Origin of the sequence: Desulfoluna sp., assembly GCF_030145185.1 — a bacterium.
GTDB lineage: Bacteria > Desulfobacterota > Desulfobacteria > Desulfobacterales > Desulfolunaceae > Desulfoluna.
Genome location: NZ_JAQYWB010000021.1, coordinates 58,991 through 85,396, shown reverse-complemented (window position 1 = coordinate 85,396; position 26,406 = coordinate 58,991). Strand labels below are relative to the sequence as shown.

The 26,406-nt window shown below is 58.4% G+C and carries 19 protein-coding genes; 11 read left to right on the top strand and 8 right to left on the bottom strand.

Annotated elements, in window-relative coordinates; genetic code table 11:
• Both Q1Q75_RS08935 and Q1Q75_RS08930 read right to left on the bottom strand, forming a co-directional pair.
• The coding region (locus tag Q1Q75_RS08935) for an ABC transporter ATP-binding protein (protein ID WP_300669530.1) at window positions 1-663 on the bottom strand (663 nt) is incomplete at its 3' end.
• Window positions 664-958: 295 nt separating this feature from the next.
• A complete protein-coding gene (locus Q1Q75_RS08930) occupies window positions 959-3,028 on the bottom strand; it encodes a methyl-accepting chemotaxis protein (protein ID WP_300669527.1) in 2,070 nt (689 codons plus the stop codon).
• Window positions 3,029-3,605: 577 nt separating this feature from the next.
• Here Q1Q75_RS08930 and glnD point away from each other — a divergent pair.
• The 5 genes from glnD to Q1Q75_RS08905 all read left to right on the top strand — a co-directional run bounded on the left by glnD (window position 3,606) and on the right by Q1Q75_RS08905 (window position 12,790).
• On the top strand, window positions 3,606-6,206 hold the full coding sequence (glnD, locus tag Q1Q75_RS08925; protein ID WP_300669524.1) for a [protein-PII] uridylyltransferase: 2,601 nt from the start codon (window positions 3,606-3,608) through the stop codon (window positions 6,204-6,206).
• A gap of 16 nt (window positions 6,207-6,222) precedes the next feature.
• The gene (locus Q1Q75_RS08920; RefSeq protein WP_300669521.1) at window positions 6,223-6,561 is read left to right on the top strand and encodes a P-II family nitrogen regulator; all 339 of its coding nucleotides are present in this window, start codon (window positions 6,223-6,225) and stop codon (window positions 6,559-6,561) included.
• A 520-nt stretch (window positions 6,562-7,081) separates the two neighbouring features.
• Window positions 7,082-8,764 (top strand): hypothetical protein, encoded by a 1,683-nt coding sequence (locus Q1Q75_RS08915; protein WP_300669518.1) that lies wholly within the window; start codon window positions 7,082-7,084, stop codon window positions 8,762-8,764.
• Window positions 8,765-9,292: 528 nt separating this feature from the next.
• Complete coding sequence (locus Q1Q75_RS08910) at window positions 9,293-11,470, top strand: glutamine synthetase III (RefSeq protein ID WP_300669515.1); 2,178 nt, start codon at window positions 9,293-9,295, stop codon at window positions 11,468-11,470.
• Window positions 11,471-11,761: 291 nt separating this feature from the next.
• On the top strand, window positions 11,762-12,790 hold the full coding sequence (locus tag Q1Q75_RS08905; protein ID WP_300669512.1) for a sensor domain-containing diguanylate cyclase: 1,029 nt from the start codon (window positions 11,762-11,764) through the stop codon (window positions 12,788-12,790).
• Here the strand turns inward: Q1Q75_RS08905 and Q1Q75_RS08900 are convergent.
• Both Q1Q75_RS08900 and Q1Q75_RS08895 read right to left on the bottom strand, forming a co-directional pair.
• Complete coding sequence (locus tag Q1Q75_RS08900; RefSeq protein WP_300669510.1) at window positions 12,787-13,614, bottom strand: MBL fold metallo-hydrolase; 828 nt, start codon at window positions 13,612-13,614, stop codon at window positions 12,787-12,789. The two genes, Q1Q75_RS08905 and Q1Q75_RS08900, sit on opposite strands and share 4 nt — an antisense overlap.
• A complete protein-coding gene (locus Q1Q75_RS08895) occupies window positions 13,614-14,747 on the bottom strand; it encodes an NAD(P)/FAD-dependent oxidoreductase (RefSeq protein WP_300669507.1) in 1,134 nt (377 codons plus the stop codon). The genes Q1Q75_RS08900 and Q1Q75_RS08895 overlap by 1 nt, the downstream gene beginning before the upstream one ends.
• Before the next feature lie 314 nt (window positions 14,748-15,061).
• Here Q1Q75_RS08895 and rsgA point away from each other — a divergent pair, with 314 nt between their 5' ends.
• Complete coding sequence (gene rsgA, locus Q1Q75_RS08890) at window positions 15,062-16,129, top strand: ribosome small subunit-dependent GTPase A (protein WP_300669504.1); 1,068 nt, start codon at window positions 15,062-15,064, stop codon at window positions 16,127-16,129.
• Between the two features lie 176 nt (window positions 16,130-16,305).
• Here rsgA and Q1Q75_RS08885 read toward each other — a convergent pair whose 3' ends face one another.
• Genes Q1Q75_RS08885 through Q1Q75_RS08875 form a run of 3 tightly spaced genes read right to left on the bottom strand, consistent with a single transcriptional unit; the run spans window position 16,306 to window position 19,034 of the window.
• Complete coding sequence (locus Q1Q75_RS08885) at window positions 16,306-17,118, bottom strand: cytochrome b/b6 domain-containing protein (RefSeq protein ID WP_300669469.1); 813 nt, start codon at window positions 17,116-17,118, stop codon at window positions 16,306-16,308.
• Window positions 17,115-17,771, bottom strand: a complete 657-nt coding sequence (locus Q1Q75_RS08880) for a hypothetical protein (protein WP_300669466.1) — start codon at window positions 17,769-17,771, stop codon at window positions 17,115-17,117. The genes Q1Q75_RS08885 and Q1Q75_RS08880 overlap by 4 nt, the downstream gene beginning before the upstream one ends.
• A 30-nt stretch (window positions 17,772-17,801) precedes the next feature.
• On the bottom strand, window positions 17,802-19,034 hold the full coding sequence (locus tag Q1Q75_RS08875) for a multiheme c-type cytochrome (protein ID WP_300669464.1): 1,233 nt from the start codon (window positions 19,032-19,034) through the stop codon (window positions 17,802-17,804).
• Window positions 19,035-19,429: 395 nt separating this feature from the next.
• Here Q1Q75_RS08875 and Q1Q75_RS08870 point away from each other — a divergent pair, with 395 nt between their 5' ends.
• The 5 genes from Q1Q75_RS08870 (at window position 19,430) to Q1Q75_RS08850 (ending at window position 25,938) form a co-directional block, all read left to right on the top strand.
• Entirely contained in the window at window positions 19,430-20,269 is an 840-nt protein-coding gene (locus tag Q1Q75_RS08870; RefSeq protein WP_300669462.1) for an amidohydrolase family protein, read from the top strand.
• A gap of 96 nt (window positions 20,270-20,365) precedes the next feature.
• The gene (locus Q1Q75_RS08865; RefSeq protein WP_300669459.1) at window positions 20,366-20,782 is read left to right on the top strand and encodes a secondary thiamine-phosphate synthase enzyme YjbQ; all 417 of its coding nucleotides are present in this window, start codon (window positions 20,366-20,368) and stop codon (window positions 20,780-20,782) included.
• A 2-nt stretch (window positions 20,783-20,784) separates the two neighbouring features.
• Window positions 20,785-21,777, top strand: coding sequence for an MBL fold metallo-hydrolase (locus Q1Q75_RS08860; protein ID WP_300669457.1), 993 nt, complete (start codon window positions 20,785-20,787; stop codon window positions 21,775-21,777).
• A 178-nt stretch (window positions 21,778-21,955) separates the two neighbouring features.
• The gene (locus Q1Q75_RS08855) at window positions 21,956-23,863 is read left to right on the top strand and encodes an LTA synthase family protein (RefSeq protein ID WP_300669454.1); all 1,908 of its coding nucleotides are present in this window, start codon (window positions 21,956-21,958) and stop codon (window positions 23,861-23,863) included.
• Between the two features lie 341 nt (window positions 23,864-24,204).
• Window positions 24,205-25,938 (top strand): hypothetical protein, encoded by a 1,734-nt coding sequence (locus Q1Q75_RS08850; RefSeq protein WP_300669452.1) that lies wholly within the window; start codon window positions 24,205-24,207, stop codon window positions 25,936-25,938.
• 132 nt (window positions 25,939-26,070) lie between these two features.
• On the opposite strand, the gene Q1Q75_RS08845 is transcribed toward Q1Q75_RS08850, so the two are convergent.
• Window positions 26,071-26,274 carry a CooT family nickel-binding protein gene (locus tag Q1Q75_RS08845; protein ID WP_300669449.1) on the bottom strand — a complete coding sequence of 68 codons (204 nt, stop codon included), beginning with the start codon at window positions 26,272-26,274 and terminating at the stop codon, window positions 26,071-26,073.
• Window positions 26,275-26,406 lie beyond the last annotated feature (132 nt).

The window sequence follows — 26,406 nt, the reverse complement described above, 5'->3', positions numbered from 1 at the left end:
CAACCGCCCGTCCTTCATGCGAATCACCTCACGGGCTGCGGCCATCACCATGGCGTCATGGGTAGAAAAGACAAAGGTCACCCCCTTGGTCTCATTCATCTCCCGCATCATGGCAAGAAGCCCCGCCCCCGTTGCCGAGTCAAGGTTTGCCGTGGGCTCGTCCGCCAGCACGATGGCCGGCTGAGACACCACGGCCCGGGCCACGGCCACTCGCTGCTGCTGGCCACCGGAGAGCTCGGCAGGCCGTCGATGGGAGAGACCGGAAAGTCCCACCTCATCGAGCACCGCCATGGCCCGCTCCCGGCGTTCCCGTTTCGGGATCCCCTGAAGCAGCATGACATACTCGGCATTTTCCACCGCCGTCAGCACCGGAATCAAATTGTACGCCTGAAAAACAAACCCGATGCGATGAAGACGCAGCTCCGTCAAGGCCGTGGCAGAAAGAGCGCCCAACACCCGCCCATCCACCCTGATCTCCCCGTCATCCGGCACGTCCAGCCCGCCGATGAGATTGAGAAGCGTCGTTTTCCCCGAGCCCGACGGTCCGGCCAGGGCCAGAAAAGCCCCCGGGTCAATGGAAAGGGAAACCCCGGACAGGGCCGGCACCTCCACATCCCCCTGCCTGTAAACTTTCCGAACCTCCCGCACCTCCACGATGGCCATCTTTTGCCTCCCATAGGGATGGTGGTGATAAAAAACGCGCCTTTATGGTCAACGTCACCGGAAAAAAGCAGCCTTCTATCTAAAGTGGGCAGAAAATACCTGCCTCCGGCGGCCAGGGGAGGGTCCCCTGGACCCCATACTGCGAATGCCCTCTCCCTTCGTTCCTCAGGGTGAGGACATTCGCGAAGGTTTCTATGAAATCGAACAAGGCCTGTTGGTCAAACCCGTCTTTATAAAATCAGGCAAAAGTTTGGCCCCCGGCAAGGCCGCCGGGGGCATCGTTATCATGGTGTTATCACAACTTAAACCGCACCACAAGGCTGCCGAGTCCCTCCGACAAGCTGGCCAGGGTTCCTGCGCTGGCCTGCACCTCGGCGCTGCTGCGATTGATCTCTCCAGCGGCATCATTGACGTCGGAGATCTCCGTGGAGATGCGTGAAGCCAGTTCAGCGGAATCACTGACGTTGGTGTTCACATGGCTGATCCCGTCGGCCGCCTGCGTGATGTTCATAGCGATCTCTCCCGTGGCGGTGGATTGCTCTTCCACCGCCGTGGCGATGGTGGCGATAATCCCGTCGATCGTCTGGATGGTCCCGGCCACCCCTTCCATCTCGGAGACCGAGTCGGAGGCCACCTTCTGGATGCCTGCAATCCGCGCCCGAATCTCCTGGGTGGCTTCGGCGGTCTGATTGGAGAGGGCCTTGATTTCACTGGCCACCACGGAAAAACCTTTGCCGGCTTCTCCGGCCCGGGCCGCCTCAATGGTGGCGTTCAAAGCCAAAAGGTTGGTCTGCTCCGATATTTCGGAGATGCTTTCCGTCACCTTGCCGATATCCAGGGCGGCGATGCCGAGGCGGTCCATCTTCTCCGACGCGCTGGTGGACTGACGAACGGCCGTTTCAGAGACCCCCCGGGCGCTTTCCGCCTGCTGAGCCACCTCGGCGATGGTGGAAGTCATCTCCTCCGTGGCGGCGGCCACCCTATGCACATTGGCGGAGGTCTGCTCCATCGCTGCAGAGACAGAGTCGATGTTGTCGCTCAAGGTACGGGCGGCATCTGCCACATCCCTCACCCGAACCGTCGTCCCTTCCGTGGCCTCGGAGAGTGTTCCGGAGATACCCGTCAGGACGACAGAGGCCTCGCCCACCTCCCGGGCATTGCGGGTGGTGTCGGAGATCACCGCGTGCAGGTTGCCCATGAAGGTATTAAACCACCCGGCCAAATGCCCGATTTCGTCTTTTCTGAGAATCGTAAGACGCTTGGTGAGATCCGCCTCACCTTCAGCAATATCCCGCAGCCCTTCAGACACCTGATGAATGGGACGAAGAATCAACGCGCCTGTGATCAGGTGAACCACCAGCACCATGACCAGGACCGACACCACCCCGATCAATATACTGATATTCCGAAGATGGCGCGCCCCGGCCAGCACCTGATCCATAGGAACCGTCACCGCAAGACTCCAGGGGGTGGAGCAACGATCAATGACGATGGGGGTATAAACCGTAAAGGCCTCTTTTCCCAAGACCTTGGATTCGTCAAACACAAGCGTCTCTTTTCCGCCGGCAACGGCCTCGCCAATGCGAGCCTCCGTCCCGAGGTCTCGGATGTTTTTGCCCACCCACTCAGTATCCGGATACGCCGCGATCTTGCCTTCGTTGGAGAGCAAGGCCGCATAGCCTGTGCCAAAGGGCTTGATGTTCCCTACCATGGACGCAAACTTGTCCATCCCGTAGTCAACCCCGCAAACCCCCACCGACTTGCCGTTCACGCGGATGGGTGCCACCACACTGACCAGCATGCGATCTTTTCCACCCACATTGTAAACATTGGGCTCGGAGACATAGACATCTCCCGACGTCATGGGAATCCAGTACCACTTGCCCTTGGGGTCGCTCTTCACATAGGTTTTCAAGGTAGACAAGGTATTTCCGGAGACCCCGCGAAGCCACAGGGCCTGATAACGCCCTTCTCCGTTGCTGCCGGGGGTGCTGACAAAGGCCTGGTCACTCCCGTCCAGGGCATTTTTCTCCCACCCCGTGTAAACGGACCAGAAGGCGGGGTTTTTATCAAAGACCCCTTTAAGCAAGGCGTTGAGCTTGGCCCGCGCAGGAGGGGTGCCGTCACTGGCCAGGCCGGCCATGGCCTCTGCCAGGAATCGAGCCGCATCCGCGGCGATCTGAATCTCCGTCCTCACCTCACCGCCATAACGGTAGGCCGTCTCTTTGGTATACGCCAGCGTCTGATTTCGCGAGGTTTGAAACACTTTGAAAGAGATCACACAGACGGTGACAGAAAAAGAGACCACAGTCACCAGGCAGACAAAAAGCAAGAGCCTGGCCTTAAGATTGAGCTTGCTGAACATACATACATCCTTCATTGAATCCCAATGGATTCACCTTGGGTTGAAACCGCATCCAAGCCGGTCAGAACACACCCAGAATCAGGAGGGGAAGCTCACTGATCCACAAAAAAAGCGTGCGACCGGGTGCCCTGTCACACCACTGTCAAGGGAGCGCACAGGCAACAAATCGCTGGGTTTTATAATAAACATTCTAATATCTAATCGGTTGGAGGGGAGAAAGGATTGAGACATGATTTGAAAACACAGGTCCGGTTTTCTTCAGACGGGATGAAGGAATCGCTGTGATCCGAAGAAAAAGACGAACGAAGCGGCGGGCACCCTGATTGAGCCCCTCGCCCCCTGGAATGAACCCATCGGCACTATTTACAAAAATGTTATTTCACTTTGGTGTTTGAAAAAATCAGAAAATGGAAATATGATACGTGGATGCAGTGAAGAACCATTCAAAGAAAGAATCATCAGGCACCGGTAACAGACCACAGGATGTCAGGGGACGTGCCCGTTTACCCACGCCTCCCCTTGTCTCCTCCCGGCACATGGCCGGCCCCTTCGTCTCTGGTGATATCGGGGTATACTTATGGTACAATCGGCAGTCGTCGAGCTGAAAAAAGCACGCGAAAAACTGAAAAACCTCGTTCAGAAAGGACGCGGCCATGACCTCCTCATGGAGAGCACGGTGGCTGTGGACAACTACTTCACCCAATGCTTCGGGGAGAGCACCTCAGGCCAGTCCCTGGCCATGGGCGGTCACCCTTTTTCCATTGTGGCCTTAGGAGGATACGGCCGGAGGGAGCACTGTCTCCACTCTGATGTGGACATCCTCTTTCTTTTTGATCAGCAGGTACCCGACGAAGCCGGAGCCCTCATTCAAGAGGTGATCTACCCCCTGTGGGACCTGAAGATGGAGGTCGGCTACGCCACCCGCTCCATCCCCGAAACCCTGGAAATGGCCGACAAGGACCTCCATGTCCTCACCTCCATCCTGGATGCCCGCTTCCTCTGCGGCATGTCCCCTATCTACAGCGATTTTCTCCAGCAGTTCCGCACCCGATTTGTGGAAGGCAACCCCAAACGCATCGTCACCCAGCTCAATGACATGTGCCGAAGCCGCCACAAAACCTTCGGAGACGCCTCCTACCTCATGGAGCCCAATATCAAAAACGGCAAAGGGGGGCTGAGAGATTACCACAGCATGTACTGGCTCTCCCGGGTGCTGGTGGCAGCCCGGGAACCTCGGGACATGGAATACGCCGGTTTTTTTTCACACAAAGAATTCCTCCGCCTGGAGGAAGCCCTGGCCTTTATCTGGAAGGTCAGAAACCACCTCCACCTGCTCAGCGGCCGCAAGCTGGACCAGATCCACTTTGAGCACCAGGTCGAACTGGCCGAGGCCATGCGGTTCCGCGGGTTCTGCCACGGCCAAAAACCTGTCGAACGCTTTATGGGCGAGCTCCACGGCCACATGGAGTTCATCAAACATCACCTCTCCCTGATGCTGACCCAATGCACCCGGTCCACCAAGGGCTTTCTGGGACGCAGCTTCCTCAGACGCTCCCGGAAACCGGGGATCATCGCCGATGGCGGCGTGGTGAATTTTGCCGCCCCCGAAGAGGTGATCAAAAATCCCGCCCTCATCATGGCCCTCTTTGAGGAGAGTGCACGCCTTCAATACGCCCTGGGGGCCGACGCCCTGCGCACCATCGGAGAGTTCAGCCACCTGGTGAAAGCCTTTAGAGACGACGCCTCGGTCATGAAGGTCATGGAGCGCATTTTGTCCACCGCAACAGAGCAATTCAATGTGCTGGAAAAAATGCTGGTGTCTGGTTTTTTAGGAAGGCTCATCCCCAGCTTCGAAGGGATCGTCAACCGCATCCAGTACAACCGCTACCACATCTACCCCGTCGACCGGCACAGCCTCTACACCGTCCAGACCATCAACGAATTTTCCAACCGCAAACCGGACCGGTGCTCTCTGTACGGCAGAGTCTTGGGAGAAGTGCAGGGCAAGGGTCGACTCCTCTGGGCGGCCCTTCTCCACGACATCGGCAAGGGGGCTCCCGGCGAGGAGGACCATGAGATCTCTGGAGCCCGTCTGGCGCGGGAGCTGCTGCTCTCCTGGGGCATGGGCAAGAAAAAGACGGAGGACATCGTCTTTCTCATCGAACACCACCTCTACCTCGTCAACGTGGCCCGCAGGCGCGACATCGACGATGAGGAGACCGCCGTCTCCTGCGCCCGGACCATCCGAGACCCCAACCGCCTGAAGATGCTGTATCTCCTCACCGTCGCCGACTCCATCTCCACCGGCCCCAAAGCCTGGAACTCCTGGACAGAGAACCTGCTTCGCGACCTCTTCTTCAAAGTCCTGGACATCATCGAAAAAGGGGAGCTGGCCACCGCCAAAAGTGAACGCTGCATTGAAAAAAAGAAACTGGCCGTCCTGAAGATTTTGAACACGGAAAAAGTCGAACAATACCTGGGCACCATGCCCCCCCGCTACCTCCTCTACGCCTCCGTGGAGGAAATTGTTGAGCACCTGCGCCTCTTTTTCATGATGGGCAAAGAGGGGGTCACCTTAAGCATCAAAAAGAAAGAGGGCAGCACCAACCGACGGGCCGAAATCTGCGGCATCGACCGTCCCGGGCTCTTCTCCAAGCTGGCCGGGGTCTTTACCTTAAACGACCTCGACATCCTCTACGCCCAGGTCTACACCTGGGGCCATTCCACGGCCCTGGACATCTTCTCGGTGAAGCCCTTTTTTGACCTCACCCGGGAAGAGGAGCGCTGGCAGCGGGTGGAAAAAAATCTCAAGGAGTCCCTGGAAGGGACATTGGACATCCACTGGGCCCTCATGGATAAGGGGGTTAACCCGGCCATCCGAAAAAAAATAACCATCTCCGACAAACCCGACCGGGTGGAGCTGGACAACCTCGGGTCAAGTTTTTTCACCATTATCGAGGTGTACTCCGACGACTTTCCGGGCCTGCTCTTTGCCGTCACCGATGCCATTTTCCACCTGGATCTCAACATCCACTACGCCAAAATCACCACCCACGTGGACCAGGTGGTGGATATCTTTTATGTCAGAACCGTGGATGGGCAGAAGGTGACCGAGCCCCAAACCATTGCCCGAATCAAAGAGACAATCCTTGAAGCCATTTTACGAATGCGATCATAAATCAAAGGAGTGGGGTATGCGCAAAATTGAAACCATTATCAAACCGTTTAAGCTCGATGAAATCAAAGAAGCCTTAGGAGAGATCGGCATCCAGGGAATGACCGTCTCGGAAGTCAAGGGGTACGGTCGCCAGAAAGGCCACAAAGAGATCTACCGCGGAGCCGAGTATGATGTGGACTTTGTGCCCAAACTCAAAATAGAGCTCGTCACCGAAGCCTCCCGGGTCGACCACATCGTTGAGGTAATCCGCAAGGTGGCCAACACCGGCAAAATCGGGGACGGAAAGATCTTTGTCATCCCAGTGGAACGGGCCATCCGTGTCCGGACGGGCGAAGAAGGATACGACGCACTCTAGGCGGCGAGGGGGGGCCGACAAAAAAATAACCCTGGGGGGCCATGGGGCCCTCCACCTCGCCACCTGACGCCCCATCCGCTGACCTCTCCAACGTCACCCGCCCCTAAATCACTAAATTTACCGGCCCTTTCCCCCTGTCTGAAAAGGCGGCCCCCTTCAAAAGGCCAATCAAGACTTATTCCACGCGGCTGAACCCTGCCCGCCTGGAACCTGCCATTTTAACTTTACAGTAAATAATCTCCTTGCCCACCCCGCCCGCCTCTATTAAGTTAAAATAATAATTATACCCTGTAAAGCAAGGACGTTACCTCTCAGGGAATATTGTTATATAATTTAAGCAAACCCGGGGGATCACCCGTCAATCCAGGGAAGAGCTCGAAGACCCGGCCTGCTCCGGCAGCCGTACTTTCGGCCAATCCTAGGCATACAAGAATTCCTATTAACGCCCAGAATCATCCTTCGACATGCTGTCGATACCATCGAGCCTGAGCCCTATATTTCTGAACGGAGTAGACCACGTATGAAAAAAAGCCATTTATTATTCCTGACCGCTGCGCTAACCGCCGTGCTCATGCTGAGCGGGTGCGCATCCTTCATGGGGATGTTCTCCAAAGAAGGGCGAGCCATGAATGCCGCCAACTCGGCCCGCAAACAGGGAAACTACCCCCTGGCCATTCAAAAATCAGTGGAAGCCACCAAACTGAACCCTGAATACGAAAAGGCGTACACCTTTATTAGAGAGGCCTACCCCCAAGGAATCAGCCTTTACACCTCACGCATTGAGCAAAACAAACACAGCAGCGTTAAATTTGCCTGGGACAGCGTCTATCATGACTATGATGCCCTGGTTAAAATGACCGACAACATCAAAGCGGCCACCCTGCCCCTGGTTCACCCCGTGGAAGGCTGGAAATTCAGCCCGGAAATCAAGGATTACACGGCCCAGAGAAAAACCGCCAAAGCCAAGGCCATTGAAGGCCATTACACGGAGGGCGTCCGCCTCTCCAAGCTCAGCGATTGGAATGCAAAAAAAGGGTGCTGGGCTCAGTTCCAGAAAGCCTCTGAGATGGCTGGCAAAGCATACAAAGACGGCAAGAAGATCGCGGCAGCAAGCTATTATAAAGAGGGCATGAAGCGCTGCAAAGCCCCCACCTGGGACAAACGCGAAACCGCCATTCCCGTGTTCACCACCCTCACCACCATCTGGGGAAAAGAGTACAATAAACACTTCACCTCTGCCGCCGATCTTTATTACAAACACGGCAAGGCCCTGGAAGCGAAGAACACACGTCCCGGCTACCGTGAAGCCGTGGAATCCTACGAGCAGAGCCTGAAATGGGTCCCCAACTACAAGGACACAGACGTCCTCATCGCCGCCGCCAAGATGAAGGCCTATGTCTGCTATTATGTCCTGGAGACCTCCAGCAAAGACGAGAGCCGCCTGGCGAAATCCATCGCCTCTGAGATCAAGAGCAAGCTCAAGAGCCCGGATGGATTCAAAAACTTCAACGACAGCAGCGCTCGAAAAAACTTCAGCAGCGAAACCTTTTCCGCTTACCCCAGTGTCCTCGTGGCCTTGGAAGAGAACGGCTATCGCAAAAACACCATCAGCTCCGTCGCTGCCGGCGCGCGCAAAGTCGGTTCCGGCACCGTCATCACCGTCTCCCTCTCCGAAGGCACCTACCGAAACCCCCGCGCGACCGCCGTGAACAAGGTACGGGACTCTTTCGCAGAATACCTCACCGACAGCCACGGCCGGCTGATCCTGGATGAGTACAGAAAGACCCCGATCATCGCGGGCACATGGAACAACAGCAACCTCAAAGACGGAGGGCCCACCAAGCGAGGTTTTGTTGAAGGAGTGGGGGTCGGTGAACACCGCCTCGGAGCCTTCAAGAAGTTCCACATGAGCTACAGGCAGCACACCCTCAGAGCGTCCCTATCCACAACCATCACCGTAAACATCTTTGATGTCAGCCGGGGCAAAGTGCTCGATACCTACAAAAAAAGCTACACCGCTGATGACAAAAAGAGCTGGGAAGACAATAAATCCGGCAATGCCACCATCTTCTCAAGTCAGATGACCGACGAGTACCCAAAGCGCCTCTTAAGCAAAGAGGACTTGAGACGCGAGTGCATCAGGCAGCTTGAAAAGAAATCCGCCACGTGGGCGGCAAAAAAATTGACCCGTTACTATCCCTAAGGGCCTTTGAAGACTCGCATGAGACCGATCGCCGGTCTCATGCGCCACCCGAAAAGAGCCCGTGCCACGCCCCGGCATGGGACGGGCTCTCCTGACGCAAACGCCCGTGCCCTTTACGCCAGGGACCCTTCTTACACTTTTGTCGTCTCGCCTCCCCCACCGCGCACAGTGACCCTCCGCACGCCCCTCCCCCCCCTGTCCATCCGCCCCCCAACCGTAAAAAAGACCGCTTTCACAAATTTTCACGCGACCCCACCGGGAACAACCGACAAATTTGTGGGATCACCCCGGTGGGTTTTTACAAAATTGTCACTTATTACATTCTCTCTTGCCCCATCCCTGCAAATGAAATACTCTAAGAAAACGAGCCCATACCCGCTCCAAGTACACCTTGGCACACCTATTGCATTACCCCTCCCCATAACCCGAGCTGGAGATTTATCGGGAATCAACAAATAAGATCGGCGTAAACGCCCCCCCCATACAGGGCAACGATGCGTCATCAATCCATCAGACGGAGAGAGCATTATGAACGGCAATTCGGTGAGAACGGAAGCCATCAGGGCCATCAACAACTACACGTTCGAGACAACCATTGACTTTAAAAACTCATCGTCCATTGATCTCTTCGGGGACAATGTCTTCAGCATTTCCATCATGAAGAAACGCCTGCCCAAGGACATCTTCAAAATAATCAGCAAAACCATGGAAGAGGGGTCCCTGCTGGACGCATCCGTCGCCGATGTCATCGCCTCGGCCATGAAAAACTGGGCCTTAGACAATGGCGCCACCCACTATGCCCACGTCTTCTTTCCCCTTACCGGCCTCACGGCGGAGAAACACGACAGCTTCCTCATGCCCGACCTGGCTGGCAACGCCATCGCCGAATTTTCCGGTTCCACCCTGATCCAGGGGGAACCCGACGCCTCGAGTTTTCCCAACGGCGGCCTGCGTGAGACCTTTGAAGCCCGCGGCTACACCGCCTGGGACGTCACCAGCCCCGCCTACATCATGGAAAACCCCAACGGGGCCACCTTGTGCATCCCCACCGCTTTTGTCTCCTGGACCGGTGAAGCCCTGGACAAAAAAACCCCGATCCTGCGGTCCATGCAGGCCTTAAACACCCAGGCCCAGCGTATTTTGAAACTCTTCGGAGACGACTCGAACAAGATGGTCAATGCCACCTGCGGTGCCGAGCAGGAGTACTTTCTCATCGACCGAAACTTTGTCTCCGCCCGTCCCGACCTCCTGGCCTCCGGCCGCTCCCTCTTCGGGGCCCCGGCCCCCAAAGGACAGGAATTTGACGACCACTACTTCGGCGCCATCCCCGACCGGGTCCTGGCCTACATGTGCGAAGTGGAACGGGACCTGTGCAAGCTCGGCATTCCCGTCAAAACCCGTCACAACGAGGTGGCCCCCTCCCAGTTTGAACTCGCCCCGGTCTTTGAAACGGCCAACCTCGCCACGGATCACCAGCAGCTGGTGATGGTCACCCTGCGAAAAGTCGCCAGAAAATACGGGATGACCTGCCTGTTGCACGAAAAACCCTTTGCGGGCATCAACGGATCCGGCAAGCACGTCAACTACTCCTTTGGCAACGCCACCCAGGGCAACCTCCTCGATCCCGGAGAGACGCCCCACGAGAACGCACAATTCCTCGTCTTCTGTGCCGCGATCATCCGAGGGGTTCACAAATACGCTAAATTGCTCCGCGCGGTGGTGGCCACCGCGGGCAACGACCATCGCCTGGGCGCCAACGAAGCCCCCCCGGCCATCCTCTCTATCTTCATGGGGGACCAGCTCACGGACGTCTTGAACCAGATCAAACACGGCGACGCCACCTCCTCCAAAGGCGGCGGCACCTTGAATATCGGCGTGGACTCCCTGCCCAAGCTTCCCAAGGACGCCGGGGACCGCAACCGGACCAGCCCCTTTGCCTTCACTGGCAATCGGTTTGAGTTCCGTGCCGTGGGCTCTGCCCAGTCCGTCTCCGGACCCCTGGTGGCCATGAACACAATCTTTGCCGAGTCCATCGACTACATCGCCACCGAACTCGAGACACGCACCGGGGGCGACGGCGCCAAGCTCAACGATGCGGTCAAAGAGGTGATCAAAGAGATCATGGACGCCCATAGCGACGTCATCTTCAACGGTGACGGCTATACCGACGCCTGGCAGGAAGAGGCGGCCCGACGCGGCCTTCCCAACATGAAGACCACACCGGATGCCCTCCCCTGCCTGATGGATGACGACATCGTGGACATCTTCACCAGGTACAACGTCCTCTCCAGGGCTGAACTGGAAAGCCGCATGGAGATCTACCTGGAGCAGTACATCTTGAAGATCGCGGTGGAAGCCAGAATCTCCATTAAAATGGCCAACACCCAGATCTATCCGGCGGCCGTGGCCCATCAAACCATGCTGGCCGACAACTGCCTTAAACTCCGTGAACTGGGCCTGCCCTGCGACGACGACTCCCTGACACGCATCACCTCGCTGTCAGCGGAACTGCGCGCCGCCTCGGCCCACCTTAAAGCCCTCATGGCCCAGGAACACGGAGATACGCTCTCAGAAGCGACGCACTGCTGCGAAAAAGTTCTCCCGGCCATGGATGAGCTTCGGGCTGTGGCCGACGCCATCGAAGAGATGGTGGCCGACCAGTTCTGGCCCCTGCCCACCTACCAGGAGATGCTCTTTATGAAGTAAGCACGACCCGATCAACGTGTGCGTTCTTTTTATGCGGATGGATCGAACGCAGAGCGCGCACCGTCAGGAGATCTCCTGACGGTGCGCCGCACGCCGGCATGATCCTGTGCCAAAATGAAAAAGGGGCGGCCTCTGTGAGGCCGCCCCTTTTTTTTATAAAATTTCCCGCCCTTTCCTTGAAAAAACAGAGCGTCCTGCCGATAAGAGAAGAGCCACCCGGCATACCGGACCCAAGAGCCTGCCCGGCTTGCCGAACCTACTCCAGGACCCTTTGATACAGGATAACAACACGTGCTAAGCTCCCCCGCTGCTGAGAACGAGACCCCGGAGACCCTGCCGCCCGAGCGTGACGGCCTGCCCCATGACATTCACATCCCATGGCAACGCATGGTCTCCCTGCTTCGCACCCTGCTGGAGGCCCCTGTGGTGCTGATCGTACGCGCTGACGGCCCCGAAACAGAAGCGGTGGTGATCGACCGGGACAAGGCATGCCCCTGGCCATCAAACGAGACGGCAGCCCTCAGCCTTGCCGAAGCCTTCAGTGAAAAGGTGATGGCCACCCGCGCCCGTCTTATCGTCAAAGATGCCTCAAAAAAACCCGAAGAGACCGGCCACCCCAGGCTCAAAGCCTGCCTCGGCGAGCCCCTGCTTCATGCCGACGGCCGCGTTTTTGGTGCCCTCTGCGCCCTGGATACAGCCCCCAACCCCTTCGTCCACCAGGCCCTGCTCACAGAATTCCGGCATGCCATGGAGACCCATCTTACCCTCATGGAGACCCGGGACGCCCTGGTTCGGGAAACCGCACTGCGATCTGACCTCACCGAACAGTGGACCCGGGAAGCCATCACCGATGCCGTGACCGGCCTGCCCAACCCCAACACCTTTCCGGAACGGTTCCATCAGGAGATCGCCCGCCACACACGGGCCGACCACCCTCTCTCCCTCATCCTCTGCGGCCTGGACCACTTCCAAAAATACAACGACACCCGGGGGCAAGCCGCCGGGGACGCCCTGCTGGCCAGCCTGGCCGAGCTCTTCACGGCCCGCCTGAGAACCCACGACCTCATCTGGCGCTGGTCCGGCGACCAATTTTTCCTGCTCCTCCCCGACACACCCCTCATGGGGGCCGTGGAAGTGGTCGAGGCCGTCCGGCACATCGTAGAAGAAAAAACCCGGGACCACACCCCACCCCAGGTCACCTTAAGCGCCGGTGCCACCAGCTACACCCCGCCCGAGACCGAAGAGACCTGCCTCACCCGCTGCAACACCCTTTTAAACGCCGCCAAGAAAAAGGGCCGAAACTGCGTGATCCTGGGTTAATCATAATCCAGCACAAGGCCCACGCCGACCTCCTGCTGAGGGGCCACCTCGGCCAGGGCTTTTCGAGAAGAAAAATCCGTGCAGTGGCAGGCGTGAAGGGCGGGAAGGTGAAGAGACTGGATAGACGATAGGGTCCCGGCCAGCTGCCGGGGGGTGGGGGCAAGCAAGTGAAGCCCCCCCACGATATCGAGAATCCGTTCCTCCCCGCAGACCCGCTTGGCCTGGGCCACGATGTTGCAGATCCCCGCATGGGAGCAGCCGGTGATCACCACGAGCCCCGCCTCCCCCTTCCAAACCAGGGCCGTGTCATCCAGAATCCAGTCCGGCTCGCCCTTCAGCATCCCCAGAGGGCTTTTGGCTTCAAAATCATTTTCCCGGGGAATCTCCCCCAGAAACCAGAGGCGTTCCGTCAGCTGAACCGGCCCCGCGGAAAGGTTTACGGAAAAATGCTCCCCAAGCTTCTCCGCCGACACGCTGGACCCGATCTCCCCAATCCCCGGAATCGTCCGGGTTGTAAACACATCCGGGTGCGCCGTGACCTTGGGCCGCCGGTGGGACCGCCCTTCGATCGCCGCTTCAAAAAAAGTCCGCATCAGAGGCTCCAGCCCCCCGGTGTGATCCACGTGCCCATGGGAAAAGACCAGATGGTCGAGATGCAGAAGGTCAATCCCCATCTTTTCCGCGTTCCTCAAAAAAATATCGCTGTACCCGCAGTCAAATAAAATTTTTTGCCCATCGACCTCAATCAATGCCGAAAAAGCCGGCTCAGCCAAAAAATAACGGTCAATATAAGTGCTGTTGTCTACCAGAACGGTCAGTTTCATCAGGTGCTCCTTGGGATTAAAAAGTATGACCCTTCAACCAGAGCCCCCACCTCCTCGGAGATGGCGAGGGCCGCTGTGAGGCCTGGGGATTCGATGCCGATGAGATGAACATGGCCTCTTTGGGAATCGCTGTGGATCAGAAAATCTTTGACGGGATCCCCGGGTTTCTGGCGTTTGGGGCGAATGCCGGCCATATCGGGACGCAGCATGGACGGGGTGAGTCCGTCAAGATAGCGGCTGGCGGCCTGATGAAACGCGGGGAGGTGATCGGGGTCGACCCGGTAGTCCTCCCTCTTTCCCGGAAGATAAAGGGCGTTGGGGCCCAGGCGCACGGTGCCATCCAGACTCGGGGTGAGGTGGGTGCCCAGCCCGGCGTTGGATGGCTCAGGAACCGGGTAAACCAAGGTGTTCAGCTGGCCCCCCGACAGGTCCAGGGCGGCGTACTCCCCTTTCCACCAGTACAGAGCAGCGTCCCCGGTCTCCCACCCCATGAGTCGGGCCATCCGGTCTGAGAAAAGACCGGCGGCGTTGATCAGGAGGCGGGTGGTCACGGCCTCCTCCCGACCATCCCGGTACCGGACGGTGAGGCGGCTGCCGCAGGGCTCCGCCTGCACGCCCACGGCTTCGGTCTCAAAGGAGAAGAGAACCCCCGCCTTTCTGGCCTGGCCGTAGAGCTTCTGCATCAGGCCATGGGCACTGACGATCCCCGTAGAGGGGGAAAACAGGGCCGCCACGGCCCGAACAGAGGGCTCTCTTTCACGCACCTGCGCCCCGGTAAGCCACTTCAGATCATGCACCCCGCAAGCTCGGGCGCTGGCATCAAGCCGTTCCAGCTCTGCCATCTCGGCCTCACAGGTAGCCACGATCAACTTGCCGCAGCGCCGGTGCGGCACCCGGTACCTCTCGCAAAACCGATAGAGAAGAGCGTTGCCGGACACACAGAGCCGGGCCTTGAGAGACCCCTCCGGATAGTAGATCCCCGCATGGATCACCTCGCTGTTGCGACTGCTGATCCCCCGGCCGTACCCCGGCTCTTTGTCGAGGACCAGCAGGCGCCGACCGGAATCCGAAAGGCGCTTGGCCAGGGCCAGCCCCACCACCCCGGCGCCCACAATGGTCACATCAAAATCCATGGTGATTTCATTTCCTTGCTCATGGGTTGGGAAAACGTTGACACCTGAATCCCATGGTTATATCACTCAGGGCACTCAAGACAAGGCAATGGAACCACCGAGACGAGAAGTCGGCGCGGAAAAGACCGCAATGGTGTATAATGGGATATGTGGAAAGAGACAGCCACACGGAAATCAAGCCTGTGGGGTATACGTCGCCGTATCCACCCTCAGGGCAAAGGTGCGAAGGGGCTTTGAAAGACCCACCGCACCCAAACCGGGCGCTGCCCGATGCGAGGGCTCTGAGCCGTCGCAGCATGAGGAGATCACAATTGATGCATCTTTCCACCATGGGATGGGATGATTTTTTTGAAACGCAGAAAAAGGTCCTGAAAAAGGTCAACGGACGCCTTGCGCGGGTCACCGGCCTGCAGAAGAACCACGTCCGCATCCACGACGGCGAAGAAGAGGTGGTGGTGAAAGCCCGGGGCCGCATTGTCCGAGGGCACGGCAGCAACACCCTCTTTCCCGTGCCCGGTGATTTCGTCATTGAAAAAGAGGGCGTGGTCACCCGGGTCTTTGCCCGAAAAAACCAGCTGGTGAGGGGAGCCGCCGGACGACGCGGCAAATTAGACGCCGCCCCCAAAGCCAAGCAGGTCATCGCCTCCAACATCGACACCGTCTTTATCGTCTGCGGCCTCGACCGGGACTACAATTTAAGGCGCATCGAGCGCTACCTTACCCTCATCTACAACAGCAACATGACCCCGGTGGTGATCTTAAACAAGGCCGATCTCCATGAGGATCTCGCCCCCTTTCGGACGGAAGTGGAAGCCATCGCCGTGGGGGTGCCCGTGCACCTCATCTCCTCCCTCGACGGAGAGGGCGTGGACGCCCTTGCTCCCTACATCAGCGAAGGGAAGACCGTTTGCCTTATGGGCTCCTCCGGGGCCGGCAAATCCAGCCTGGTGAACGCCATCGTGGGCGAAGAGATCCGCATCGTGGGCGAAGTGAGTGACTTCGACGGCAAGGGCATGCACACCACCACCACCCGGGACATGATCTTTTTGAACTCCGGCGGCATGATCATCGACAACCCCGGCATCCGAGAGATCTCCCTCTCAGACGAAGAGGGCGGCGTGGATGACACCTTCCCCGACATCACCGAACTGGCTGACGCTTGCCGCTTCAACGACTGCACCCACCAGCATGAACCCGGCTGCAACGTCATGGCCGCCGTGGAAAGGGGAGATCTCCCCGCCGATCGCCTGATCAACTACCTCAAAATGCGCCTCGAGCTCACCTTCGTCTCCACCCGGGAGTCCAAAACCGCCGACCGCATCGAAAAAGAACAATGGCGGGACGTCTCCAAATACCTGAAAGACGCGAAAAAACGGACCTAAAGATAAAAAGCATGCTCCGGCGGGCAGGGGACGATCCCCTGCACCCCAGATTCACGACGGCTCGCTTTTCAGCCCAAAGTCACGTCACCCCGTGCGCATTCGCAAACCCGCTTTCAAGGTGGCTCACCTTGCCGCCGGAGGCTCGTTTTTCCAACCCTCCTGCCCCATCCCCCCTGTCAGTGCAGCCCCATCCTTCCCATAAGAATCAGGGTGTTGATCAGAAGATAAAGGCCGGTGGCCACGGCCGCGTAGCCGACAAGGGTGTAGGCCAGTTTCACAAGGGGGGCGGGAGGGGTGAGTGCTCCGTTTTCCCAGAGCCCCTGGGCTTTGAGATCGTCGGCCCAGGCGGGTTTTTCTTCCTGGACGGCCTCGGTGGACATGTCACCGGTGAAGATGACGGGGTTCAGGGGAAAGGCAGAGGGTCGAAGGTGGCCCATGAAGAAGTGGACGAGGAAGATATACCCCATGGCCAAGAGGGCTTCGGCGCGGTGGAGAAAGCTGGCAATGTTCAGGCTCCAGCCGGGAAAGTACCGGCTGGCCGCCACGGAGTGATAGAGCATCAGGCCGGTAACGGCCAGAATGGGCATGCCCCAGAAGACGGCCCAGTAATCGAATTTTTCCCAGTAACTCCAGCGACCGAGCCGCGCGGGCGGGCCTTTGCCTGCCACCCACCTCATATTCTGCCCGAAATGACGCACATCCCGCAGGGAGAAGACCAGGGAATCGGCCCCCAACCACCCCCTGCCCCCCATGCGAACCAGGGCATGAGCCACATGGGCCAGGAAAAGAAGGGTCATGGCGACGCCCACCCCGTAGTGCGTGGCCAGGACCCGCTCATACCCGCCCAGACCACGCACCAGGGCGAGGCCCCAGGGGGTGGTGATATAGAGCTGTCCCAGGCCGGTGGCCCCCTGGATAAGAAAGGTGATCATCAGGCTGAGGTGAAAAAAACGATCCAAAAGGGTAAAGCGTTTTTGGGTGCGGATCATGATCGAGCCCTCCCCTTGCTGACAAGTTCACGGCAGGCCATCCCCAGGGCGTGCAGTGAAAAAAAGCCCAGGACCGCGATAAGCAGCCAGAGCATGAACTGATAGGTGTAGTAGAGAGAGGGAAACCCCTGTTTTGCTTTCACCGAGGCGACTGGAGGTTCATGGACGCGATAGGTGGCAAAGGAGGCGCCGGCACCTTCGTGACATCGGGCGCAGACATAGGCATGACGCCTGATGGGGTTCATGGGAGAGTAGTAATGGGCGATCCCGGCGATGGGTTCACCCCCATGGCACTGGCGGCAGGCAAGGTTCCCCCGCACCACATGACGGGAGGCGGCGTTGTCCGGATGACAGGCTTCGCATCGCCGGTTGGCATAAAAGAGAATCCCGCGATGCGAATCTGCCAGGCGACCGCGATGGTAAAGCCCGGCAGACGGTGCCCCCAGCCGTCCGGCCTCCGGTGTCACCACGTAGGTCCCCCGCCCCATGGGGCGCACCTCATGGGACTCGTAAAAACCGCTGCTCAATTCGTACGCACGGTACCGGCGGGTGGCGTTGGCCACCTCATCTCCCGCCCCGACCCCCGAGGCCTCCAACAAGAACAGAAGAGCCCACCCGACCACCCTCCCCATCCTGGGCCTGCATCCTTTCATGGCCATATCTCCTTAAGAAGGGTTAAAGGCCTACCGGACTGGAAGCCCCGTGGGCTTCGGCAAGACCGTCAGCTGTTTGTATTTTCGATCCAGCTCTTTCAGGTCCTGATCTTTGTGCTCATGACAAGTCTGGCAGGAGTTGGGAAGCTTCGGGTTTTTAAGGGTGTCTTCAGGCAGCAGGGGCAAAAAGACGTGGCTGTGAATATCCCCGGACTCGGCACTCTTGGCGATGCGAGGCATATGGCACCCCACGCAGTTGGCAAAGGAGTGGATGCTGTGCGCCTTGTTGGAGTTCACCACCTCATGGCAGGCCAGGCACTGCTTGGACCCCGCCGACAGGGTCTGAGAACGGGTGGGCGGCATACCCACCTGATGGACATAATGGCAGGAGGTGCAGGTGACCCCCTCCTTTGCGTGCTTGGATTGCTCCCAGTCGATAAACTGCTGATGGTGGCCTTTGGAAAATTCATTGGCGTAGACATGCTTGATGTCTCCGGCCTCATAGGAGGTGGAGGTGTAGTAGGTCCCCAACGCTCTGCCCGGGGCATAGCCCACAGGCCACCCGGCTTTGGCTTTCGTGGCGCTACCCCGGTTGTGGCAGGAGCCACAGATCTGCACCGAGACCCCCATGGTGAGTTTGGCCGGATTGACGATGGTCTCCCGTTTTTCAAACACCGCTGTCTTCGGCAAGGCCGCATGCCAGGAGCCCTTGCCGTGACACGCCTCGCAGCTCACCCCCAGCTCCGAGAATGTCTTGGCGTCAAAGTCAATCCCCGTGGCATGGCAGCCCCCGCACTTATCGATCCAGGGCCGCTTGTCCCAATCGGCCTCATGATAATTGACCCAGCGATGGGTGTCTGCGTTGTACTGAATGGGTGCGATATAAAGGGTTCCGCCCTTCTCCACGATGTACCGCTGCTTCCACTGGCTGCCGATGGTCAAAAGGATCTCCTCCAGCTTCGGCACATACACCTGATCCGACGGGACCTTAAGCTTGCCTTCAAGCTTTGCGAGATCTTTTCTGATCGTGGGCTCATCAATTGCAACGATGACGGCGTCCCGATTGGTCACTGCATCCTGAGTCATCCGGCTGTGAAGGGTCATCTTCCAGGAATCGTAATGCTCCAGGTGACACATCTTACAGGTATCAGAGCCCACAAACTTCTTGGGCGACGCGGTGACCGTCTTAATATCCACGGGCGGCTCAACGCTGCACCCCGCAAGACACACCAGAATCCAAAGTGCATAGAACCCTCGTTTCATGGGTCGTATCTCCTTTTTTAGGACGGTTGAAGGGACGGGCGGGCAGGGCAGCTCAGAAAGGAAAAGAGGATGAATTTCAGATGAATACCTGTTGATTTTCTATTAAGTGCCCTAAAAAGTCAAGGGGGATACGGTTATTCGTCCCCCCTTCTCCCCGGAGTAAACGGATGGCCGGAAAAACTGAAAAACAGGCACCACAAAACGGGCACGCGGAGTTTACCCCAGAGAAAAGGTATCAAGTAAAAATCAAGGAGCGGTCGGGCGAATCATTCTACTTACCACCAGGGTCAATAATTTAAGCTCTTTCCCGTTTTCATTTCCTCACAACAATGCTACAGAATAATGAAAATTATGCTTCTTTTTACGCTCACGCACCTCAAGAAAGGAGTCCTGCCATGATCATTGATTTCCACACCCATATTTTTCATGACGAGGTGATCCATAACCGCGCCCCCCACCTGGCCGAGGAGCCGGAGTTTGCCTTGCTGTATGAATCGCCGAAATCCATGATGATTGGCGCCGATGCGCTGATTGCCGTCATGGACGAGGGGGGGGTGGACAAATCCGTGGTGTTCGGCTTTCCCTGGCGGGATGAGACGAGGTATCGAGCAAACAATGACGCGGTGATTGAAGCCGTCCGAACCTACCCCGACCGGCTCATCGGCATGGCCTGTTTTGACCTGGGATCGCCGGGGGCCGCCGCAGAGACGACCCGCTGTTTGAAGGCAGGCCTTCAGGGCGTAGGGGAGCTGGCCTTCTACAAATCCGGCATCGACGAGGAAGCCCTCGATGTCATGGCCCCAGTGATGCGGCTCTGCCAGGACGCCGACCTGCCGGTGATCATCCACACCAACGAGCCCGTGGGCCACTATTATCCGGGCAAGACCCCCATCACCCTGGGCCAGATCTACAACCTGGCCGCCCGCTACCCGGACAACCGCATCGTCCTCTGCCACTGGGGCGGAGGGATTTTTTTCTTCAATCTGCTTAAAAAGCAGGCCAAAGAGGTCCTTAAAAACCTCTGGTTCGACACCGCCGCCTCCCCCTACCTCTTTGACCCCGCCATCTATGAAAAAGCGGCCGAACTGGCCGGAGAAGACCGCATCCTCTTCGGAAGCGACTTCCCCCTGCTGAAACCCGCCCGCTACATCAAAGAGATCAACGCCCATGTCACCGACGAGGCGCTGAAACAAAAAATCCTCGGCGGCAACGCCGCTGCGGTGCTGAGATTGTAAACAAGGGCCCGCACCCTAAGTTCATTATAAACAGCAAAGGCTTTGTCTTCCTCTTGGATCGACATGTGATTAACCCAAATTGAAAAGAGAGCAAACATGGAAAGTTATCGCAAAGAACTCTGGTTTGAGGTACCCGCGCGGCAGGCTTTTATCAATATCACCCCGGATGTGGAGGCCTCCCTGGCCGAGAGCGGAATCCAGGAAGGGATGGCGCTGATCAACGCCATGCATATTACGGCCTCGGTGTTTATCAACGACGACGAAAAGGGCCTCCACCACGATTACGAGGTGTGGCTGGAAAAACTGGCCCCCCATGATCCGACGACTGGGTACCGTCATAACGTGGGAGAGAACAACGCCGACGCCCACATGAAGCGACAGATTATGGGCCGGGAGGTGACGGTGGCCATCACCGGCGGACGACTCGATTTCGGAACCTGGGAGCAGATTTTTTACGGAGAATTCGATGGAAGACGCCCCAAGCGGGTGCTGATCAAAATCATTGGAGAGTAATCATGGGTTTGTATGAAGAGATGACACCCGGTATCTTCCGGATCTGCCAGGAGGTACGCAAAGGGTGGATTCCCTTTACCATGAACCTCTACGCCCTCCCGGGAACGGCGGGGCTCCTGTTTGATGCAGGCTCCGGGGCCAGAGGGGCGGTGACCTATGCCGCCCGCGCCCTGGATGCCCTTGAAAAAGAGAGGGGCACAAGGGTGCGCCGGATTCTTCCCAGCCACGCCCACTGGGACCACTTCTCCGGGACCTCCGCCCTGGCGAAGAGACGCCGCATGGAGGTCCTCCTCACCGAGGCCATGGTCCCCCTGGTCCGCACCCGGGCATGCTACCGGGCAGCGTACCAGGAGAGAAAAAGCGCCCTTCACCCCCCGAGAAGCCGCGGCCGGGAAGCGATGCGCAACCTGAAAGACCGCCTCATCGACGAGGCTTTTTCCCTGTCCATGGGCCTTCAGGCCGTCACCGGCCCCTTTTCCCTTCTCTGCGTGGGGGATCACGTCGAAAGTGAGGCAGGCACCTGGGAAGTCCTGGCCGGCCCCGGTCACTGCGACGCCCACATCATGCTCTGGAACGCTTCGTCCGGCATCCTTCTCGGGGGCGACAACGTGCTGGCAAACATCACCACCTGGCTGGGCCCGCCCCGCTCGAACATCACCGCCTACCAGACCACCCTCGAGACCATCCGGGATCTTCCCGGCCTCACCCTCATCCTCCCGGCCCACGGGCGGCCCATCACCGACCCGATCAAGCGAACCACCCAGCTCATCGCCCACCGGAAAAAACGGCTGGCACAGATCAAAGAAAAAGTAGCGGCCGCCGGTCCCCAAGGCCTCAGCGGTCGCGCCCTGGTCCAGCACTACTACCCCCATATGGCCCCGTTGAAACGCAGCATCGCCCAGGGCTGGATCGAAGCCACCCTTCTGCACCTCCTTGAGGAAGGCGAGCTCTCCCGCACCCTCGAAAAAGGCCTCTGGTGCTACCACAGACGATGATATTATTTACAATTTCACAGGACATAAGGTAGGCTTCGCGAGTCGTGCCATGGGTGCCCTCCCGAAGGAGCGCCGCAGGGCATTTCTCGTCTGGATCGGTTGAACCGTTCCGGAACCGCCCCGGATAAGGAGCGGGTTTTTATCCATACACATTTTAATTTGCAGGTTGTCACACATCATGATTTGGATCCGGCTGTTTCTTGTTTCTCTGGTAGGCTTGACGGGGGTGGGAACCTTTTTCAGGGCTTTTTTCTATCTCTGTCACCGGCAGGGCTTCGCCGCGCTCTCTCCCTGGGAGGTGGGATACGCGCTGATGTGGGGCCTTCGGTTCGACCTGGCCATCGCGGCCATTTTGGCCCTCCTCAGCCTCCTGTTGGGCCTCGTCATCTTCTACGGATTCAAGCAGCGGCGATGGAGCCTTGCCCCCTTAGCTCTCTCCGCAACGGCCCTGGTGGGCCTGCAGACCGCAGATATCATGTACTTCCACGACGCCGGACGCCACATCGGCTATGAGCTCTCCGATGCCGTCACCGATTTCACCAGCCTTTGCGCCACCGCCTTCGCCCAGTTCCCTGGCATTGCCATCGGAGGGCTCCTTTTTCTGGGGCTGGCCCTCTTCGCCCTCCAAAAAAGCCGAGCCTGGGTCCTGCACCCTCCGGCCGCCCCCCTGGGCATAAAAAAAGGGGCCCTGGCCGCCCTGGCCATGGTGGCCATCCTCGTCATCTCCGTCCGCGGAGGCGTCAGCGGCCTGCCCATGTCCCCGCTGTTCGCTTATAAAATCGGAGACCCCCAACAGGCCGACCTGGCCTTAAACGGAAGCTACAGCGGTCTCTATTACCTCGTTCGGAACCGCAACAAGATCTCCCCGGTGCCCTTTGCCAATAAAACAACGCCGGCCGAGCAACGCCGTCTCCTCGCCCCGCTCTACCCCGAGCCCCCCCGCGCCGAGGCCCTGACCTTCCGTCCCATGAACGTGGTGGTGATCCTCCTGGAGAGTTGGTCGGCGCCCTTGATGAAAAGCTATGGAGCCGACCATGAGGTGACCCCCTTTTTTGACCACCTGATGACCCGGGGGATTCATGCCGATGCCATGGTGGCCGGGGGCCACCGAACCACCGAAGGGATCTTCACCACCTTCTGCTCCTACCCGAACCCCTTGGGACAGACCGTGGCCAAAAGCCAGCTCACCCCCTTACCCTACCGAAGTCTGGCCCAGTGCCTGACGGAAAGTGGGTGGCGCTCCCTCTTTTTTCAGGGGACGCGCAAAGACACCAGCGGCACCGGGGCCTTTGCCCAGAGACTCGGATTTCAGGAGAGCTACGGCAAGGAAGAGGTCTCCGAGCGGGCCTGGGGCACCAACCGGTGGGGGGTGTATGACCAGGATCTGTACCGCTTTATCCTAAGCACCCTGAAAGCCACCCAGCAGCCGTTCATAGCGGGCATCAACACCTGCACCACCCACGACGACGCCCTGCCCCCGTCTGTCCAGCCCGCCTTCGGCATGGAGACCCCCCTGGCACGCCGCATGAGCGTCCTGCGCTTCGCAGACCAGGCCCTGGAAGGGTTCATCAACGCCTACGAGGCCGACCCCGCCTTCGGGCCCACCCTCTTTGTCCTGCTGGCGGACCACACCGCCCGGGTCAGCGGGTCCCCTTTGGAGCACTACCTGATTCCCTTTACCCTCTTTGCCTCGGACAACTCGGTCCAGCCTCTGTCACTTGAAGGCCTCATCTCCCAGCGCGATGTCGCCCCGACGGTGGCCCAACTGCTGGGGGGACACATTCCCACCTTCACCGGTCGGTCCCTGCTCCTGGAGCCTCCCAGGGCAGCGGACTATTACCACCAGGGCACCCTGGGCTGGGTGGAAAAGGATCACGTGGTGGAGATCAACCTGTTAGGAACCGGTGAGGTAAAAAGCTATCTCCGAAGCGGCCCCCTGGCCCAACTCACGGCCGTTCCCGCCGATGCCCAGCACACCCGCATGGCCCAACAGGCCCTGGCTTTTGCCCAACGGACCCAAGCCCTCCTCTTTGCGGGCAAGACCCTCGAATTTCATACTCTTTTCCAGGGACACGCCCCGGAATAAACGGTATTCCACACCCTTTCCGGGGCTCGAAGCTGAAAGACACCAGCTCCGGCCTCGGAACGCGCCCCGCCGGGGGCGTGGAGGCCCTGCCTCACCTGGCAAGAAAGGTTTTCTCAACCGAAATCATTACTTTTTTCTACGCAAATCCGATAGTTTAGGCTACTATAGCATCGGATCGACACCCCGCACACAGCCTGGCTGTCCCCACCCAGGGCCCGCTGACGCGGTGTCTCTTCCTGCAGATCCCCACAGAGATCATCCCCCCAAGAATGCGCCCCCTGCCGGCGATGCAAAAGAGACCTTTCACGCTTCGGGTTCGCCCGAACAGACGAGGAGGCCCCATGAACCGTTCCGACAAAATACTTCGCTCTCTGGTCTATTCCCCCGTCGATAATCTGGAGGGATACGACACCCACCTCCCCATGATGAGTCGTCTCGTGGGGGGACATGTCCGCTCCGTGTTCCAGTACAAAAACATTTTAGGGACCCTGACCTCACTGCCAGGCACCCCCTGGGCCGGGTGGGCCCACAACGCCCTGGAGACCGCCTTCACCCGCCCCATCCGCACCCACGCCCAGGTCGCCGCCATGCAGGGCGACAACCCGGACACCTTTGTCTACTCGGATGAATTGCTGGAACGGCTCTACGCCTCCATGCTTCACGATTTAACCGGCGAATTCATCGATAAAACAGGCCATTTTTCCCAACAAAAAGCCCAGGAGGTGATGGTCACCAGCACGCTGAGACGCCCCTTCACCCAACGCGTGGAAAACTTCCGCTACATCGAGCTCGCCTACGGCTCCTATGGCCTCTCGCCCCTCAAGGCGCTGAGAGAGCTCCTCACCACCCTGGTCATGGCCGTCACCGAAGAACGCATCGCCGGCCCCCTGCCCTACGCCGAATCAGACACCCTCGATTTTGAGACCTACCTGTCCGCCGCCCGAAAACGGCTCGAGAATCTTTTTTCGCAAAACGCCTTTTATATCAAAGACTTCTCAGAACGGGTCACCGGAGGGATCATGGGCGTCACCCCGTATGGGGTGGTCCCGGGCTCCCGGCTGGGCCCGTGCAGCCTCAGACGCTACACCCTTGCCGGGCGACAGGCCCACCCCGACAAGGTGCTTTACCTGGCGAGCCCTCTCATCAACAAACCGGATATTTTTGATCTGGCCAAAGGGAAATCGGTGGTGGAAGCCCTGGCGGAGCGGGGCTACCTCATCTACCTCAACGATCCCGGCGAACCGGGTGAGAAGGCCGATGAGCTGGACCTCGACTTTTACGGAAAAACGGTCCACGACCACAACATCGCGCTGATTCAAAAGGAAAACCCGGGAAGGAAAATCTGTGTGATGGGCTATTGCATGGGGGGGACGCTCCTGCTCCCCTGGCTCGGTCGACGGGCCGAAGAGAAAGAGGCCAACGGGGAGGCCATGGACATCGTCAAAATTGCCCTGATGGCTTCACCTGTCCGTTTTGATGATGCCCTGAGCGGGCAGGGTCCTATGCGCCAGGTCGTGCGCAACGATTACGATCCGGCCCTGATCGCAGAGATGTACCAGGGCGTCGGAGTCCCCCCCCAGATCATTGATGCGGGGATGAACGACATCCAGCCAGGGGTCCGCTACTTTGTGCGGCGTGGATTTTACCAGCGTGCAGGAAAAGCAGAAGAGATTCTCGAGGCGGCGCCTTTTTTCTACTGGCTCACCCACGGCACCCGGTTCGGAACCCGCTCCCACCTCACATGGATCGGCGACCTCTTTATGGGCAGTGGCCTTGAAAAAGGGACCTACGCCCTCCCCTCATCGGTGCCGGCCCTTGACGGAAAACCCGTGTCCATGACCGCCCTCTCCCGCATGGGGGTGGCTCTTTTTGATTACCGAGGCAAAAGAGACCCCATCTCTCCCCCCGGGGCCTGCGTGGCCAGCGAACTCTGGGGCACAGAAGAGCGGCGAACCGAGACACGGGGAGGACTCAACCGAACCATCGAAAAAAACGCGGGCCACATCTTCGTGGTAAGCCGGCGGCTTCTTTCCGAATTTATTGAGAGCGTGGATGCCTTTTTTCACGGGGGGTAGCCAAAAGGGCCGTTGAAACCCATTCGTCTCCTAAGCCGCTTTTTCGCTTAAGCCGCTTTTTCGCTTAAACCGCTTTTTCGCTTAAACCGCTTTTTCGCTTAAACCGCTTTTTCGCTTAAACCGCTTTTTCGCTTAAACCGCCCCTGCGGCCTCTCGGATAAAAATCTTATGGTCCACCAGGGAGAGCGATTCGATGGCACCTTTGATAAATCGCTGCTCTCCAAAAATGTTGATCAGCTTGAGCTCGCCCTCTTCCGTGGGGATGGCCACATCCACCGCTTCCATAATCAGTTCCGGCTCACCATCGGTAATAAGATAGGCACTGGCTTCACACATGGGTTACCTCCATTTATCTCGTGATAATGGCGCCATGAATCATACAGGACGCCGCATAGTGTCAGACGTGAAACGAAGAGTCCCCCCCACCTATTGAAACCTTAGGGCTCCAATTCGGAAGGCAGGCTCAAA